The sequence below is a fragment of the Rhizobium ruizarguesonis genome, from assembly GCF_017357285.1.
Taxonomy (GTDB): domain Bacteria; phylum Pseudomonadota; class Alphaproteobacteria; order Rhizobiales; family Rhizobiaceae; genus Rhizobium; species Rhizobium ruizarguesonis.
Genome location: NZ_CP071678.1, coordinates 3723078 through 3739323, shown reverse-complemented (window position 1 = coordinate 3739323; position 16246 = coordinate 3723078). Strand labels below are relative to the sequence as shown.

Annotated in this window: 15 protein-coding genes; 10 read left to right on the top strand and 5 right to left on the bottom strand. The window is 61.5% G+C overall.

The window, feature by feature from the left end:
* Window positions 1-58: 58 nt before the first annotated feature.
* On the top strand, window positions 59-3430 hold the full coding sequence (locus J3P73_RS18525) for a response regulator (RefSeq protein WP_130692427.1): 3372 nt from the start codon (window positions 59-61) through the stop codon (window positions 3428-3430).
* 33 nt (window positions 3431-3463) lie between these two features.
* Here J3P73_RS18525 and mnmC2 read toward each other — a convergent pair whose 3' ends face one another.
* Complete coding sequence (gene mnmC2 / locus J3P73_RS18520; RefSeq protein ID WP_024319461.1) at window positions 3464-4207, bottom strand: tRNA (5-methylaminomethyl-2-thiouridine)(34)-methyltransferase MnmC2; 744 nt, start codon at window positions 4205-4207, stop codon at window positions 3464-3466.
* Between mnmC2 and J3P73_RS18515 the strand changes: the two genes are divergently transcribed.
* The 8 genes from J3P73_RS18515 (at window position 4206) to J3P73_RS18480 (ending at window position 9707) form a co-directional block, all read left to right on the top strand.
* Window positions 4206-5384, top strand: coding sequence for an NAD(P)/FAD-dependent oxidoreductase (locus J3P73_RS18515; RefSeq protein WP_130662045.1), 1179 nt, complete (start codon window positions 4206-4208; stop codon window positions 5382-5384). The genes mnmC2 and J3P73_RS18515 overlap by 2 nt on opposite strands.
* 114 nt (window positions 5385-5498) lie before the next feature.
* Entirely contained in the window at window positions 5499-6206 is a 708-nt protein-coding gene (locus J3P73_RS18510) for a DUF1045 domain-containing protein (protein WP_018481554.1), read from the top strand.
* A gap of 115 nt (window positions 6207-6321) precedes the next feature.
* Window positions 6322-7245 (top strand): allantoinase PuuE, encoded by a 924-nt coding sequence (gene puuE / locus J3P73_RS18505; RefSeq protein ID WP_024319463.1) that lies wholly within the window; start codon window positions 6322-6324, stop codon window positions 7243-7245.
* A complete protein-coding gene (uraD, locus tag J3P73_RS18500) occupies window positions 7245-7745 on the top strand; it encodes a 2-oxo-4-hydroxy-4-carboxy-5-ureidoimidazoline decarboxylase (protein ID WP_075224560.1) in 501 nt (166 codons plus the stop codon). Before puuE ends, uraD begins: the two co-directional genes overlap by 1 nt.
* A complete protein-coding gene (locus J3P73_RS18495; protein ID WP_018073857.1) occupies window positions 7742-8104 on the top strand; it encodes a HepT-like ribonuclease domain-containing protein in 363 nt (120 codons plus the stop codon). Before uraD ends, J3P73_RS18495 begins: the two co-directional genes overlap by 4 nt.
* Window positions 8105-8109: 5 nt before the next feature.
* Window positions 8110-8610, top strand: a complete 501-nt coding sequence (locus J3P73_RS18490) for an ureidoglycolate lyase (RefSeq protein WP_130686738.1) — start codon at window positions 8110-8112, stop codon at window positions 8608-8610.
* Window positions 8607-8963: a hydroxyisourate hydrolase gene (gene uraH / locus J3P73_RS18485; RefSeq protein ID WP_018073859.1), complete on the top strand. Its 357-nt coding sequence runs from the start codon at window positions 8607-8609 to the stop codon at window positions 8961-8963. Before J3P73_RS18490 ends, uraH begins: the two co-directional genes overlap by 4 nt.
* Before the next feature lie 3 nt (window positions 8964-8966).
* The gene (locus J3P73_RS18480; RefSeq protein ID WP_024319465.1) at window positions 8967-9707 is read left to right on the top strand and encodes a metallophosphoesterase family protein; all 741 of its coding nucleotides are present in this window, start codon (window positions 8967-8969) and stop codon (window positions 9705-9707) included.
* Between the two features lie 135 nt (window positions 9708-9842).
* Here J3P73_RS18480 and J3P73_RS18475 read toward each other — a convergent pair whose 3' ends face one another.
* The 4 genes from J3P73_RS18475 to J3P73_RS18460 all read right to left on the bottom strand — a co-directional run bounded on the left by J3P73_RS18475 (window position 9843) and on the right by J3P73_RS18460 (window position 14261).
* On the bottom strand, window positions 9843-11597 hold the full coding sequence (locus J3P73_RS18475) for a flotillin family protein (protein ID WP_130692423.1): 1755 nt from the start codon (window positions 11595-11597) through the stop codon (window positions 9843-9845).
* Window positions 11594-12241: an OB-fold-containig protein gene (locus J3P73_RS18470; RefSeq protein WP_130692421.1), complete on the bottom strand. Its 648-nt coding sequence runs from the start codon at window positions 12239-12241 to the stop codon at window positions 11594-11596. Before J3P73_RS18470 ends, J3P73_RS18475 begins: the two co-directional genes overlap by 4 nt.
* Before the next feature lie 5 nt (window positions 12242-12246).
* Window positions 12247-13404 carry a PspA/IM30 family protein gene (locus J3P73_RS18465; protein WP_130692419.1) on the bottom strand — a complete coding sequence of 386 codons (1158 nt, stop codon included), beginning with the start codon at window positions 13402-13404 and terminating at the stop codon, window positions 12247-12249.
* A gap of 245 nt (window positions 13405-13649) precedes the next feature.
* The gene (locus tag J3P73_RS18460) at window positions 13650-14261 is read right to left on the bottom strand and encodes a CDP-alcohol phosphatidyltransferase family protein (protein WP_018495251.1); all 612 of its coding nucleotides are present in this window, start codon (window positions 14259-14261) and stop codon (window positions 13650-13652) included.
* A gap of 200 nt (window positions 14262-14461) precedes the next feature.
* Between J3P73_RS18460 and J3P73_RS18455 the strand changes: the two genes are divergently transcribed.
* Window positions 14462-16246, top strand: coding sequence for a bifunctional alpha/beta hydrolase/class I SAM-dependent methyltransferase (locus J3P73_RS18455; RefSeq protein WP_130682164.1), 1785 nt, complete (start codon window positions 14462-14464; stop codon window positions 16244-16246).

Here is a 16246-nt window from a genome sequence, read left to right as displayed (position 1 = left end):
AAGCCTTGGCGTTATAGTTTTTGTAGTCGATATTTCGTTCATTGCGGGAGCGATATTTTTGAAATCAGCCGGGGAACTTCTGGAGTTGGCTTGCCGCCGGATCGCTGATCTGGATACCCCGGCCTATGTCAAGAACAGCGAGCTGCGCTACATCGCTGTCAACGAGGCCTATGCCCGTTTTCTAGGCCGCGAGATCTCCGATTTCATCGGTAGGCGCAGCCGCGAGCTTCTTGACCGTCCCGAGGAAGAGGATCGTGAGGACAAGGAACGCCGTGCGCTGGTGTTCGGCACAGAGGAAAACGCCATCTGCTTTGATGCGGCGGGCCTCAGCCATGAACGCATACAGATAGAAAGCTTTTCGCCATCGGCCGACCGGGCTTATGTGCTCGGCATTTTCGAAGTGCGAGAGCCGCCGCGCCGCGCCGTTGACGATAGCGACGTCGCCGCCGATTTCGCCCGCGTGCGCGAGGCGCTGGAACAGCACGACCATCGGATCGGCATCTTTGCTGGGGATGGCCGGCCGCTGGTCGTCAACGCCGCCTATCGCAACGGCGCAAAACCTGCGGCTATCAGCGAAACGGCCTGGCACGAGAGCGTCAATGAGCTCGACCTGCTGCGGACCATCCTGGAGGACCTCCCGGTCGCTGCCTTCGTGCGCGATGAGAAGCATCGCCTCGTCTATGCCAATCAATATTACGAAACCTTCAGCGGCCATAACCGTTCTCGGGTCCTCGGGATGACCGAACACGAAATGTTCGGTCCGGACGGCGGCGAGGCGATCTACCAGGAAAACCTGCTGGCGTTGGAGGGAGGCACGTCGAAGGAAATCGAAAGCCTGCTGCCGAGCAAGGACGGCCATATCTATTCCGTCCTTTCGCGCGTCAATCGCGTCGTGACGGCGGATGGACGGCCCTATGTCGTCGGCTCTTTTTCGGACATCTCGCCACTCAAGGAACGAGAGAAGGCGCTGATCGAAGCGCAGAAACACAAAGAGTTGCTGCACCGGGACATCGAGAATATCCTGCGCTCGCTGCCAGTCGGCGTGCTGATCCTCGATAACGACCACCGGATCCTCTACGTCAACGACGAGTTCTACGGCATCTGGGAGCTGCCACTCGACGATCCATTCGACGGCCGCCCCTTCATCGACGTCATCCGCCGCAATTATGAGCTCGGTCGTTACGACGGCACGCAGACGCCCGAGGAGATCTACGATTTCCGCAAGCACCTGTTCGAGACCGAGGAGCCCGAGCCGATCGAGCTCGGCTGGGCGGGCGGCAAATCCGTCATCTTCGATAGCCGCCGTATCTCGAATGACCGAATCCTGCTCACCTATGCCGACATCACGGCCGTGCGTGAGCGGGAAAAGGAGATCCACGAGACCCGCGCTGCGCTGGAGCGGCTCGGCGAAATGATGCGCGATGCGACACACGCCATGCCGCAGGGCCTCGCCATCGTTCAGGACGGCATCATCAGGATGTCCAACGAGGCGCTTTCTGACATCCTGCAGATTCCGGCCACCTATCTCGAGCGTGGCGAGGGTTGGATTGGCATGTTCGAATATTGCGCGGCGCGTGGCGATTTCCACGATGCGGCGGCTGAAACCCTGCAGGGTTGGCGCGACAATATCGCGGCCAGGTTGCCGATCTCCACGGCCTTTCACGTCGGCGGCGAGCGCTGGGTGAACATGGATGCGACCGTCAGCCGGGGACAGCATTGGGTGGCGCTTTTTACTGACGTCACCGAACTCAAGAGCCGCGAAGAGGAACTACGCCAGCTGCTGTCGCGCGCCGAAGCCGCCGATCGCGCCAAATCCGAATTCCTTGCCAATATGAGCCATGAGATCCGCACGCCGATGAACGGCGTGCTTGGGATGGCGGAACTGCTTGCCAAGACCAATCTCGATACCCGCCAGAAGACATTCGTCGACATCATCGTCAAATCCGGCAATGCGCTGCTGACGATCATCAACGACATCCTCGACTTTTCGAAGATCGATGCCGGGCAGATGAAACTGCGCAAAGCCGCCTTCGACATCACCGAAGCGGTAGAGGACGTGGCGACACTGTTGTCTTCACACGCCGCCGAGAAGAACATCGAGCTCCTGGTGCGGGCCGCACCCGATCTGCCCGCCGCCGTCATCGGCGACGCCGGGCGTTTCCGTCAGATCGTCACTAATCTCGTCGGCAACGCCGTCAAGTTCACTGAGCGCGGCCATGTCTTCGTCGATGTCGGTTTCGAGACAGCTGCCGGCGGCGAGATCATGGCGAGCATCCGTATCGAGGATACCGGTATCGGCATTCCGCCGGAGAAGCTCGAATCCGTCTTCGACAAGTTCTCGCAGGTGGATGCCTCATCGACCCGGCGGCATGAGGGTACCGGCCTGGGTCTTGCGATCACCGCCGGGCTCGTCGACCTCTTCGGCGGTTATCTCAACGTCGACAGCGAATGGGGCAAGGGTTCGGTCTTCACCGTCAATCTGCCGTTTGCGGTCGCGGCCGCCCGCCTTGAGCCGAAGCCGTTGCCGATCAACGTGCAGGGTGCGCGCATCCTCGTCGTCGACGACAATGAAGTGAATCGGCGAATCCTGACCGAGCAATTGTCTCTTTGGGGCTTTGACGGCGTGGCCGCCGAGGGTGGCGGTACCGGTCTTGCGATCCTGGAAGCGGCTGCCGATCTTGGCGTCACCGTCGATGCCGTCGTGCTCGATTATCACATGCCCGATATGAACGGTGCCGATGTCGCGCGCAGGCTACGAGCCGATCCCCGCTTCGTCGAACTGCCGATCATCTTCCTGACGTCGATGGATATTTCGGGCACGGAGAAGGAATTCGCGGCGCTGAACGGCCATGCGCATCTGATGAAACCGGCGCGCGCCAACGTGCTGCGCAACACCGTCGTCGAGGTGGTGCGCGCCAGTCGCGTCAAACAGGCCTCCGAGGCCGAGATCGCCCGGCTGCAGACGGAAGCGGCCGTGCCCGCGCCCGCACTCGTGCCGCAGAAGCGGGCTGCTGAATTCGTCGACGTGCTCGTCGCCGAGGACAACGAGGTCAACCAGATCGTCTTCACACAGATCCTGCAAGGCACGGGTCTTTCCTTCCTCGTCGTCGACAATGGCGAGGAAGCGGTCGCCGCCTGGGAGCGGTATACGCCGCGCATCATCATGATGGACGTCTCGATGCCCGTCATGAACGGTCATCAGGCGACCCAGACGATCCGCGAACGGGAAAAGGGGCAGGGCCACCGAGTGCCGATCATCGGCGTCACCGCCCATGCGCTCGAAAGCGACCGCGAGCTCTGCCTCGATGCCGGCATGGACGATTACATGTCGAAGCCGATCAGCCCCGAGCTGCTTGAGGAAAAAATCCGCCAGTGGCTCGGAACAAGCGAGCAGCAGCCGGAGCGCACTACAGCGCCGCGCATCTTTTAAGACGCGAAAAGGACGCTGTAGCACTTTGAATGGCTACTGATCTGCACGCTGATCGGGTGATGCCTTGATGCCGCAGAGCATTTCGCGCTTGCCGGCAAAGCCCTTGCGGCGCTCGACGGCGAAGCCCGCGGCGATGAGGTTGCGGCGCACGAAGCCGGCCGCCGCATAGGTGGCGAAAGTGCCGCCCGCTGCGCTTTTCTCACAGACGAGCCGCATCAACTGCTCCGACCACATATCGCTGTTGCGCGACGGAGCGAAGCCGTCGAGATACCAGGCGTCGAAGCCGGGCTTGGCTGCCGCGACGCCGTCCAAGGCATGGCCGCAGACGACGCTGAGCGTCGTCTGACCATCGAGATCGAGCGAGATGGTATCCGTGGGTGTTTGCGGCCACGTCGCCGTCAGCGCCTCGCGTTCGGCATCGATCTCCGGCCAGTGCGACAGCGCCCGGCCGATTTCTTCGCTGCGCATCGGGTGGAGTTCGAAGGAGATGAAATGCAGGTGCTGGCTGTCTGCACGGTGGAGTTTCCATTGCCGCCAGGTTTCGGCGAAGTTCAGGCCGGTGCCGAAGCCGAGTTCTCCGATCAGGAATTTCTGCCGCCCGTTCCAGCGCTCCGGCAGGCCATTGCCGGCGAGAAAAACATGGCCGCATTCCAGCCGCCCATCGGTCTGGCAATAAAAATGATCGCCAAAGGCTGTGGAATAGGGCATATCGCCGTCGCGCCATTCGAGCGGCTGCGGCGCGCCCGCGCCAATCTGATCGGGGTTCACATCTGTCATGGAAAAAGCCGATAGTCCTGCGCCGGTCTCAGGTCAATCGTCCTACGAATTGCTGATCGTCGGCGGCGGCATCATGGGTCTCTGGGCGGCCGTCCATGCCGAGCGCCGGGGCATCCGTACTCTTGTTACTGACGCCGGCAGATTGGGCGAAGGTGCAAGCGGCGGCTTGCTTGGCGCGCTGATGCCGCATATGCCGGACCGGTGGTCTGAGAAGAAGCAGTTCCAGTTCGATGCACTGGTCTCGCTCGAAGCTGAGATCGCCGCGCTTGAAGCCGAAACGGGGCTTTCCGCCGGTTATACCAGGTCCGGGCGGGTGATCCCGCTGCCGAAGCCGCATCTCAACAAAATAGCGCTCGGTCACTCCCGGGATGCCGAACGCCATTGGCGGGCGGGCGACCGCCGTTTCTACTGGCATGTGCTCGACAGGCCTGATGTGGACGGCTGGATCGAGGCGTCTGCCGGCGAGAGCGGCTTCGTGCACGACACGCTCGCTGCCCGCGTGGCGCCGCGCTCGCTGATTGCGGTGCTCGTCGCTTTCCTGCGGCGAGCAGGGCATGTGCGAATTGGAGAGCATGCCGGGATCGCCGATCTCGATCCCGATCGCGGCACGGCCGAAATAAACGGTGAAACCATCGCTTTCGGTCACTGCATCCTGGCTGCCGGTCATCAATCCTTTCCGTTGTTGCAGGGCCTGACGGCGGGGCTGAAACAACCGCTTGGCCAGCCGGTCAAGGGGCAGGCAGCGCTATTGAAAGCCGATATCGACCCGGCGCTGCCGACGATCTTCTTCGACGGGCTCTATGTCGTCGCGCACGAGGGCGGGCACGCGGCAATCGGCAGCACCAGCGAGAACCGTTTTGAGGATCCCACCTCGACCGACGCCCAGCTCGACGTGCTGATCGAGGCGGCGCGCGGCATCGTGCCAACCCTTCGCGATGCCCCCGTTGTCGAGCGTTGGGCGGGGCTTCGCCCGAAGGCGATCGACCGAGATCCAATGATCGGCCGCCATCCCGATCACCGGCGCCTGATCGCGCTGACCGGCGGCTTCAAGGTCAGCTTCGGGCTCGCCCACAGGCTGGCGGAGGCGACGATATGTATCGCAGGCGATACAGACTGCGGATTTTTGCTGCCGGAAAGCTTCGCTATTTCAAGCCACATCGCGGTGGCTTCACGTTAAACGTGAATTCGGCGCCGCTGCGTTTCGTTATTCTGTCATGCAAATCACCTATCTGCTTGCGCATCGACAGCGCCGGATCTGGACGGCGCTCATTTCCTTGATGGAGGAAATTGCATGCGCTATGCCATTTGCTTCACGCCCCCGGCGAGCGACCCGCTGTCGCTCGTGGCCGCCAATTGGCTTGGCCGAAATGTGTTTTCGGGCGATATGATGGAGCCTCCGGCAGTTCGTGGCCTCGGCATTCACGAGATCGCCTTCCATACCGCCGTGCCCCGGCGCTACGGTTTTCACGGCGTTTTGAAGGCGCCGTTTCATCTGTCCCACGACATGTCCGAATCGCAACTCCTGCGCGATTTGATGCGTTTTTCCGGGACTTTCGTTCCCTTCCAGATTCCGCGTATCGAAGTCGCCCGGCTCGGCAATTTCTACAGCCTGCTGCCGAGTGTTCCCTGCGAGCAGATCCAGTATCTTGCCTCGGCGCTGGTGCAGGAATTCGATCGTTTCCGCGCACCGCTCAGCGAGGCCGAGATTGAACGCAGCGATCCGGACGGGCTGTCGGCGACGCAATTTGCCAATCTGCATCGCTGGGGCAATCCCTATGTGATGGAGGAGTTCCGCTTTCATATGCCGGTGACGGGCCCCGTCAACATGATCGATATGCCGCGCATCGAGCCGGTGCTGCGGACGATCTTCGAGCCTGTCCTGAGCGAGCCTGTCACGGTTTCGAACGTGGCGCTGATGATCGAGGAGGGCACGGGCGGCCCTTTCCGCGTTCATTCGCTGCATCCGATGGGTAAGGTCAGCGCGCGCAGGATCGCCTAAGGATGCCGATGAGCTAAGGCCTTGCGCTGCCAAGACAAAATCTGGTCGAGCAGTTTCCGTCTCGACATTCCGGCTGCGGATGCTACCGTTCCCCGTCTTTTCAGAAGGTGATTTGATGGTATCCGAGACTTATCCGCGCAATCTCGTCGGTTACGGGCGTCTGACGCCCGATCCGAAATGGCCGGACGAGGCACGCATCGCCGTGCAGTTCGTCATCAACTACGAAGAAGGCGGCGAAAGCTCGATCCTCGACGGCGATGCGGCTTCCGAAAACCTGCTGTCGGAGATCGTCGGCGCGGCCGCCTGGCCAGGACAGCGCAACCTCAACATGGAATCGATCTACGAGTATGGTTCGCGTGCCGGCTTCTGGCGGCTCTGGCGAATGTTCACCGATCTCAAGGTGCAGGCGACCGTCTACGGCGTGACGCTGGCGATGGCCCGCAACCCCGAGGCCGTTGCCGCGATGAAGGAGGCCGGCTGGGAGATCGCCAGCCACGGCTACCGCTGGCTGGAATACAAGGATTTTCCCGAGGATCTGGAGCGCAAGCATATCCTCGAAGCCGTGCGACTGCACACCGAACTCACCGGCGAGCGGCCCTACGGCATGTACCAGGGCAAGCCTTCCGACAATACGCTTCGACTGGTGCAGGAGGAGGGCGGTTTCCTCTATTCCTCCGATTCCTATGCCGACGACCTGCCTTACTGGGTGAAGGGCGTCGACGGGAAACCCTTCCTGATCATCCCCTATACACTCGAAACCAACGACATGCGTTTTGCAACGCCGCAGGGCTTCAACGCCGGCGATCAGTTCTTCACCTATCTGAAAGACGCCTTCGACACGCTTTATGAGGAAGGCAAGGCCGGCAGCCCGAAGATGATGTCGGTCGGCCTGCATTGCCGCCTCGTCGGACGTCCCGGCCGGGCAGCGGCGCTGAAACGCTTCATCGAATATGTGCTGAAGCACGACAATGTCTGGATTCCACGCCGCATCGAGATCGCCGAGCATTGGCACAAGCACCATCAGCCGGAAGCGCTCTGATGGTGTCGCGCGAGGATTTCGTCTCCCGCTTCGGCGGCGTCTTTGAACATTCGCCTTTCATCGCCGAGCGCGCCTATGACGCTGGCCACGTGACGGGGCCGCTGACGGCGGCCGGCGTGCATGCGGCCCTTGCCGCCGTCTTCCGGACGGCAAGCCCACAGGAGCGCCTCGGTGTGCTCCGCGCCCATCCAGATCTTGCCGGGCGCCTCGCAATATCAGGCGAACTCACCGAAGACAGCCGGAAGGAACAGTCCGGCGCCGGTCTCGATCGCCTGAGCCCGGCCGAACATGCCCGCTTCACCGAACTCAATTCGTCCTATGTCGAAAAATTCGGCTTTCCCTTCATCATCGCCGTCAAGGGACTTGGCAAGGACGACATCCTGTCGGCCTTCGAAACACGCATCGGCAACGTGCAGGACGAGGAATTCGCGACCGCAACGGCGCAGGTCGAAAAGATCGCGCTGCTGCGCCTCACATCGATGCTGCCGGAGGCTGAATGAGCGAGCGGCGCGCTGTCGATTATCTCAACGATATGCAAGAGGCGGCATCCGATGCGCTGCTCTTTGTCGGAGGAATGGATGGGGAGGCGTTCGCCGGGGATAAACTGATCTTCAAGGCGGTTGCCTTCTGCCATTTCACCATCGGGGTGGCGGCATCCCGTCTGCTGGTGACATATCCGGCATTTGCAACCGAGCATCCCGATTTGCCGTGGACGAAAATCTGCGGGACGGGCAACCGAATCCTCGACGACGTCTTCGATCTCGATCCCTCCGACATCTGGGAGGCGACGCAGCGCACGCTGCCGGAGCTTCTTGCCGCGATCGATGGCGTCCGCAACTGGCATGCCCAAGGCGAGTAAGGTAATTGGCTGAGCTTCTCGACGTCCGCCCGCTCACCAGATCCGTCTTTGCTCCCTTCGGTGAGGTGATCGAAGCCGATCCGGCCTCGATGCGGCTCATCAATGGTGGCACGACGGAGCGTTTTCATGCGCTGGCCGCCACTGAGGCGACGGGTGAGGGCGCACGCGTCATCATCAACCTCTTTCGTGGCCAGCCGCGCAGTTTCCCCTATGACGTCGGCATGATGGAGCGCCATCCCTTCGGCAGCCAGAGTTTCTCGCCGGTCTCGGGTCGTCCCTTTCTCGTCATCGTCTCCGAGGATGAGAACGGCCGCCCGGGCAGGCCGCAGGTGTTTCTCGCGCGCGGCGACCAGGGTGTGAACTACCGCCGCAATGTCTGGCATCATCCGCTGATGGCGCTCGAGCAAGCCTCAGATTTCCTGGTCGTCGACCGCGACGGGCCGGGCAATAATCTGGAAGAATACTTCTTCGAAACCCCTTTCACGATCAACGAGCCAGACCCATGACCGGACTGACCACGCATGTTCTCGACACCGCCCTCGGCAAGCCCGCCGAGGGCCTGAGGATCGATCTTTTCCAGCTCGACGGCGAGATCCGCAGACATCTGAAGACGGTCGAGACCAATGCCGACGGCCGGGTTGATGGCGGCCCCATCCTCGTTGGTGAAAGTTTCCGTGCCGGCATCTATGAACTGGTCTTCCACGCCGGCGATTATCTGAGGGCCAGCGGCACGCCGCTGCCGCATCCCGCCTTCCTCGATCTCGTGCCGATCCGCTTCGGTATTGCCGACGTCGCGGCGCACTACCATGTGCCGTTACTGATATCGCCTTATGGCTATTCCACCTACCGAGGGAGCTAAAAAATGCGGTTTGCGGCAATTGCCGATATCCACGGAAACCATCTGGCGCTCGAGGCCGTGCTTGTGGATATTCGTGCGCAGGGGATCGATGAGATCGTCAATCTCGGTGATTTCTTCAGCGGCCCGCTCGAGGCCGGCAAGACGGCAGACTTGCTGATGCCGCTCGGCCTGACCTCGGTCCGTGGTAATCACGACCGCTACCTGATCGAACAGGACCCGGCGGCAATGCATGCTTCGGATGCCGCCGCTTACGGTCAATTGTCGTCGTCTCATCTCAATTGGATACGAAGCCTGCCGTTCGATACCGTCTATCGCGGCGAGATCTATCTCTGCCACGCAACGCCGAAGGACGACAATCTCTACTGGCTGGAATCGGTCTCGCCGGAGGGCTTCGTCTTCCTGAAGCCGATCGAAGCGATCGCGGCACTGGCCGAAGGCATCGACCTGCCGCTGATCCTCTCCGGCCACAGTCACATTCCCCGCGCTGTCCGGCTTTCCGACGGCCGCCTCATCGTCAATCCCGGCAGCGTCGGCTGCCAGGCCTATGACGACGAGCTGCCCTATTACCACAAGGTGGAAGCCGGCCATCCGCTGGCGAGTTATGCCATTCTGGAAAAGGCGGCGGGCGGATGGACATGGCAGTTCAGAACCGTCGCCTACGACTATATGGCGATATCGGCATTGGCCGCCGAAAGGGGCCGTGCCGACTGGGCAGGCGCGCTGGCAACGGGTTGGGTGAGATAGAGCAGGATGCCGAAAAGTGTGTGCGGTTTTCGGGCGATATCATGCTCTAACTATTTAATTTAGAACAGGATTCAGATTTTAGGCCGAACCGGCCTAAAATCATCCTGTTCTGGTCCAGACCCGCTTGTGCGGTGATCAGTCCTTCTTTGGTGCCGGCTTCGGGGCCGGAGGGATGATCGTTTGTGTCGGGGCTGCGGCCGGTGTTGCCGGCTTTGCCGGGGCTGCGGCGGTTGCAGGTCTTGCTGGTTTTGCGCCTTCGAGATTTCCGAGAAGAGATGAGATGGCATCGTCGCCGTCGAAGCCGGCTTCCTTCAGCAATTTGTCGAGGATCGGTTTATTCGCCTGATAGGAGAGGAGCTGGCTGGCCAGTCCTTCGCCGAGCCCGATGCCGTTTCCGCCGGTCGCTCCGTTTCCGCGGCCGAGCATGCCGCCGGTATCGAATATCCTGATATCGGAGATCTTCTCGATCGGCTTGACGGCCTCGGCGAGCGCCTGCGGAATGATGCGGATACGTTCGCGGGTGATCTCGAACTCGATGATAGCAGAGCTCAACTTGTTGCGCGCGTCGTTGAGCAATGCTTCGCTCTCGGCCGCGGCCTTGCCGGTTTCGAGAATGCCCTTGGCCTTGATGATCGCCGCATCCGCCTCGGCGGTTGCGAGCGTCTTGATGGCTTCGGCCTGGTCGCTTGCTGCCTGTTTTTCGGCCTCCGCGCCGACGGTGACGGCGGTTGCTTCCGTCTCGGCTTTCTTGCGCGCATCAATCACGGCAATCTGCTTTTCGCGTTCGGCAATCTCGATCGCCTTGGCGGTGCCGACTTTTTCCTCCGCCGCTATCGCCAGCGCGCGGGCCGTTTCCGCAGCCGCCTTCGCTTCGGATTCTTCGCGGCTCTTGTTGGCAACGGCGATCGCGCTCTCCTGTGCCACGATCTGGAGGTCACGCTTGGCTTCGGTTTCGCGTTGCTGGACGGCGCGGGCGGCGTCGATGTTGGCGCTTTCGCGAGCCTGCTTGGCGGATGCCTCGCGTTCGGCGATCGCCTGTTCGGAAGCGATGCGGGCTTCCTCCTCGGCGCGTTTTGCGGCCTGCTCCTGCTGCGCGGTTTCGGCGCGTGTCGCCGCGGATTTGTTGGCGATGTCTCTTTCCTGGCTGAGTTCGGCCTCTCGCTTCGTCCGCTCGATGGTCAGCGATTGCTGGCGGGCCTCGAGATCCTTCTGGGCGATGGCGACTTCGGTGTCGCGAACGATCTCGTTCCGCTCCTTCTTGCGTCCCTCGGTGATGCGGGTCAATGCCGCCAGGCCTTGTGCGTCGAAGAAGTTGTTGGCGTTGAAATGCTTGATATCGGTCTGGTCGAGGCGTGTCAGCGACACGGATTCGAGTTCGAGACCGTTCGACTGGAGATCGGCGCCGACAGCTTCCTGCACGGCCTTGACAAAATCCATGCGCTGTTCCTGCAGCGCGTCGAGATTCATCGTCGCGGCCACCGAGCGAAGGCCGTCGACGAATTTCGCCTCGATCAAGATGCGGAGGGCCTCGGCGTCGTTGGTGCGGTTGCCGAGTGTCTGAGCTGCAAGCGCAATCGAGGAGGCATCGGGTTTCACGCGCACATAGAACTCGGCGCCGATATCGACGCGCATGCGGTCTTTGGTGATCAGCGCATCGCCTTCGCCGCGGCGAACCTCGAGGCGCAGTGTCTTCAGGTTGACCCGGGCGGTCGAATGGAAGATCGGCAGGACGACTGAACCGCCGTCGAGCACGACCTTCTGGCCGCCGAGACCGGTGCGCACATAGGCCTCATCGCGACTGGAGCGCGTGTAAAGAGAGGCGAGGACAAAACCGATGCCGAAGATCAGAACAATCCCAATGCCGGCTGGTAGAATAACGTCGTACATCATTGCTGCTCCCTGAAAGATTGATTGTTCGCATCGGTGGGGTCGACCGGCGCGGGAATGGCGATAAAGACATTTGCCTTGTGATCGACGAGAAGAACCGAAGCGCCGATCCCAAGCGGACCCTCGCCCTTGGCGGCTCGGGCTCGAAGCACATGCCAGTTTCCGTGCTGATCCTTGACACGGACGCGGCCCGGCAGTCCCTGATCGAGCGGGCCGATCGACACCTCGGCGGTCCGGCCGAGGAAGGCGTCGAGATCGACGGCATAGGTTTCGTCGTGCGGTACGAGCCGTGCCACAGTTCTGCTCGATGCCCTGACCATGGGGATGGTTGCGAGCGCGGCAGGTATGACGGCGATGAAGCTTGGCAGCGGCGCCCAGAAGGCGCTGGCGACGGCCTGCAAGGTAAACCCCGTCATCGCGAAGAAGCCGAGTGTCATCATCAGAAGAATCAGCAGGGGGACACCGCCGAGATTGAGCCAGGACAGGTATGCCAGGATGCCGTCATGGCCATGAACCTCCGGCTTTCCCAGAAATTCCGTCACAGAAAAACCCATGACCATCGCGAGCATCTCGATCGCGGTCAGACCTGCAAGCACGGCGGCGGCGATGGCAAAGGGAGCACATTCGGGTGCGAAGAGAAGGGCCATCGGCGTTACCGGTTATCCGCCTTGAAGCGTGCGAGGCGTGCCTCGATCGCCTGTTCGCGGTGCAACCGGTCGAGTTCGTCCAATTCGGAACTATGGGCATGCTCGCCAGCGGGAACTCCGGTCAGCCGAGAGACTGCCGCGGCAGCGCGGGCAGCATCTGCACCCGGTGCGGGCTGGCTATGACCGGTTGCGGCGTGTTCGGGATGCCTGGCAATGCTGCGCTTGAAATCGGCAAGGCGAGCGTCCGCCTCGCGGCGCGTGGCGAGCACGGCCTGCAAGGCTTTCTGGCCTTCGTCCAGCTGTTCCCTGGCATCGGCCAGTGCCTTATCCAGAGCTGCGATCTGGGATTCGAGATCGATCTGGCGGGCAACGCCGGCCTTTGCCAGGTCATCGCGCTGAGACGAGACAGCGAGGCGGATCTTCTGGTCGAGCGCGTTCAGGTCTTCGACGATTTCGTCCCTGCGGCTCTGGATGCGATATTCCTCGGCGCGCGCCTTGCCGAGATCGGTGCGGGCCTCATCCGCCGCTGCGTCGATTTCGCGGATCGCCTGTTCGATGACGGCGATCTTGTTGACGCCTTCCGCCTTGTCGACCGCCGCATTCGCGATGCCCGCGATCAGACGGCCCATACGTGAGAGAATGCCTTCGTTCGTCATGTTTTCCTCCATCCGAGCGGAATTCGGCGTAACGCCGATGTGAATCTCGTAGCGATCCTGGCCTGCAACGAGGTAGGCCGGAAAAATACTCTCCCATCCCCTGGAATAACCCGCGACATCGAAGGGCACGGCAACACGTCCGTGCACCGTGGCGATCGTCAGGTCCGCGGGGCCTTTGATGGCGAAGAGCTTGTCATCGAGCGGCAGATGCGGTGGATCGGCGGTGACGCCGCGATTGGCGGCGAAATCGCGAAGGCCGAGCGTGACCAGCCTTGCCGGCAAGCCCGTCTGCTCGCGGACGGTTTCATAGGCAAGGTCATGCAGCACGACGAGATTGGCGCCCGTCCTGTCGGTGACGAGGCCGGTCAGGATTTCGATCATCCTGAGATAGGCGGCAATGGTGTCATCAAGCGCCTGCCGGGCACTGTCGTCAGGCGCCAGCGTGTAGCGCAGCAGTGATGGATGCGATGTCTTGCCTGTGGTAGCCATAGGTAAAACATAAAGCACCGCTTTTGTGCTTTCAAGAGGTGACGCTAAAAATACAACCTGGACTTAACGTGCGGTTAGGAGGACAGAGGCAGCATCGATTGTCGAGATATGTCGCGAGCCACCGCCGGCGGCAGTGAGCAGCCTGCTGAAAAGAGTTACGGACCCTTGAAGCCTAACGCGTGACCGGCGGCAAAAAGCCTCGATACAGTTCCGGATCACATTTGCCGATGGAAGAACTGGCAGCAGCAGATCGGCTCCGCTCCCTATCGGGCGGCCGTGTGCGCCTCGCGAATACCGGCGCTGATACGGTTGCGGATGGTCCATATGAGAAGTAGAGCCACCACCGCCCAAAGCCACGAAGTCCATGCTGCAAACGTACCGCCAACCGCGACAAAGATGCCGAGCGCGCCGAAAAGCACCGCGCGGTCGCTCTTGCCCAGCGGCCCGTCGTAACGCCGGCTTGCCCCGACCGTTTGACCCAGAACGCCGGTAAATTCCGTCAGCGCCGAGAGGAATATGACGGCCATCGCCGGTACCAAGCCGTTCGGATCGATGAGCGCAAACGGCAAATACAGGGCGACATCCGACACGACGTCACCGATCTCGTTCAGATACGCGCCTAAAATGCTCTTCTGTCCATGTTCGCGTGCGAGCATGCCGTCGATGGCGTTGAGGCCCATGCGCAGGAGAAACCATACAGGCACCAGCAGGAACCAATGCGGAAGCGGGGCGACACTCAGAAAAAGGCCCAATGCAACCGAGACGGCGGCGGCAACTGAAGTCACCTGATTGGCGGTGACGCCTCGTGCCGCGAGGGAGCGCACCAGAGGGCGAAGAATATTTTGAAATCTGGACTTCAATTGATAGACAGACATGCTACCTCAGTGGAATTTCGTGGCATCGGAAAAGTCTATCCCGGCTCGGGCGGTGCAGATCGTCGTATTTTGAGGAAGGCCACACTTCATATCGGTTCTCGCAAAGGGCTTACATTTGCGACTAGACTTTTGCAATGAAGACAAATCACTGTTCCCGTCAATGGTTGCAACCCATCCACCCATCAGAATTGGAGAAGACCGTGCTGCAAACTGCCGATAGTGGGCAACCGTCCTCGACGGCCAGACCAATGCGTGAATCCGAATTCGAGTCGCATGATGGCACTCGACTCTTCTATCGGACGTGGCCTTCGACGGGCGCTGCACCGAAGGGCGTAATCATTCTTCTCCATCGCGGCCACGAGCATAGCGGCCGCGTCGCCCATCTCGCCACCGAGCTCGGCCTCGATGATTTTTCCTTCTACGCCTGGGATGCACGCGGCCAAGGGCGTTCACCGGGAGAGCGCGGCTATTCGCCATCCTTTGCTGCCTCGGCGCGTGATCTCGATTGCTTCGTCCGCCATGTAAGCGAGACAAGCGGCACTGCTGTCGAAAACATCGCCGTCATTGCACAGAGCGTCGGCGCGGTCCTCGCCACCACCTGGGTGCACGACTATGCGCCGCCGATCCGTGCGCTGGTGCTTGCCTCACCAGCATTCAGCGTCAAGCTCTACGTGCCTTTTGCCAAAGAAGGCATTGCACTCTGGGAAAAGCTCAAGGGAACGTTCTTCGTCAATTCCTATGTCAAGGCGAAGTTCCTGACGCATGATCCCGAGCGCATCGCCTCGTACGAATCCGACCCATTGATCTCCCGGCCGATTGCCTCCAACATCCTGTTGCAGCTCTATGAGGCGGCAGCCCGCGTCGTCGGTGACGCCCGCGCCATCACCGTTCCGACCCAATTGCTGATCTCCGGCAGCGACTGGGTGGTTCGACACGCGCCGCAGCACCGGTTTTACGAAAACCTGGGCAGCCGCATCAAGGAACGGCATGTGCTTGCCGGCTTCTACCATGACACGCTCGGCGAAAAGGACCGCGCGATTGCCCTGGCCGAGGTCCGCCGTTTTATCGACGCGCGTTTCGCCGAGCCTCGGGCGCCTGCTGATCTTCGCACCGCCCATATCCAGGGCTATACCAAGGACGAGGCCGACCGGCTCGCGAGCCCGCTGGATGCCACATCCCCACGCGGCGTCTACTGGGCGCTCAGCCGTCTCAACATCAAGATCGGCGCCCTGGTCTCCGAAGGCATAAGGACTGGGGTCAAGACCGGTTTTGATTCCGGCTCGACGCTCGATTACGTCTACGAGAACAAGCCGCGCGGGCTTGGTCCCGGCGGGCGTTTGATCGACAAGGTGTTCCTCGAGGCGATCGGCTGGCGCGGCATCAGGCAGCGCAAGCTGCACCTGCAGGAGCTGATCGACCGCGCGCTGCAGCGCCTGAAAGCCGCCGGCCGCAGTACCCACATGCTCGATATAGCGGCCGGGCATGGCCGTTATGTCCTTGATGCGATCGAGACGGCTGCCGTGCGTCCCGATAGCGCGCGGTTGCAGGACTATTCCTCCATCAACGTCGACGCCGGCCGCAAGAGCATTGCCACGCGCGGACTGAGTGATTTCGTGAGCTTCCGCCAGCAGGATGCCTTTGACCGCGAGGGGCTGGCTGCAATCACGCCGGCTCCGGATCTCGCGATCGTCTCCGGCCTTTACGAGCTGTTTTCCGACAATGCGCTGATCGCCGCTTCGCTCAATGGGATCGCCCGCGCGATGCAGCCCGGTGGTCTGCTCGTCTACACCAACCAGCCATGGCATCCGCAACTGGAGATGATCGCCCGCGCCCTGACGTCGCACCGCGGCGGCGAGGCGTGGGTGATGCGGCGGCGGACGCAAGAGGAAATGGACCAGCTGGTTGCCGCAGCCGGTTTCCGCAAGATCGAGCAGCGGATCGACCAGTGGGGCATTTTCACCGTCTCGCTGGCCGAGAGAGTCTGA

Coding starts and splice junctions, on each gene's coding strand:
- J3P73_RS18515 (WP_130662045.1), top strand. CDS start 4,206: ATGGAAAAAGCCGATAGTCCTGCGCCGGTCTCAGGTCAATCGTCCTAC.
- mnmC2 (WP_024319461.1), bottom strand. CDS start 4,207: ATGACAGATGTGAACCCCGATCAGATTGGCGCGGGCGCGCCGCAGCCG.
- J3P73_RS18510 (WP_018481554.1), top strand. CDS start 5,499: ATGCGCTATGCCATTTGCTTCACGCCCCCGGCGAGCGACCCGCTGTCG.
- puuE (WP_024319463.1), top strand. CDS start 6,322: ATGGTATCCGAGACTTATCCGCGCAATCTCGTCGGTTACGGGCGTCTG.
- uraD (WP_075224560.1), top strand. CDS start 7,245: ATGGTGTCGCGCGAGGATTTCGTCTCCCGCTTCGGCGGCGTCTTTGAA.
- J3P73_RS18495 (WP_018073857.1), top strand. CDS start 7,742: ATGAGCGAGCGGCGCGCTGTCGATTATCTCAACGATATGCAAGAGGCG.
- uraH (WP_018073859.1), top strand. CDS start 8,607: ATGACCGGACTGACCACGCATGTTCTCGACACCGCCCTCGGCAAGCCC.
- J3P73_RS18480 (WP_024319465.1), top strand. CDS start 8,967: ATGCGGTTTGCGGCAATTGCCGATATCCACGGAAACCATCTGGCGCTC.
- J3P73_RS18475 (WP_130692423.1), bottom strand. CDS start 11,597: ATGATGTACGACGTTATTCTACCAGCCGGCATTGGGATTGTTCTGATC.
- J3P73_RS18470 (WP_130692421.1), bottom strand. CDS start 12,241: ATGGCCCTTCTCTTCGCACCCGAATGTGCTCCCTTTGCCATCGCCGCC.
- J3P73_RS18460 (WP_018495251.1), bottom strand. CDS start 14,261: ATGTCTGTCTATCAATTGAAGTCCAGATTTCAAAATATTCTTCGCCCT.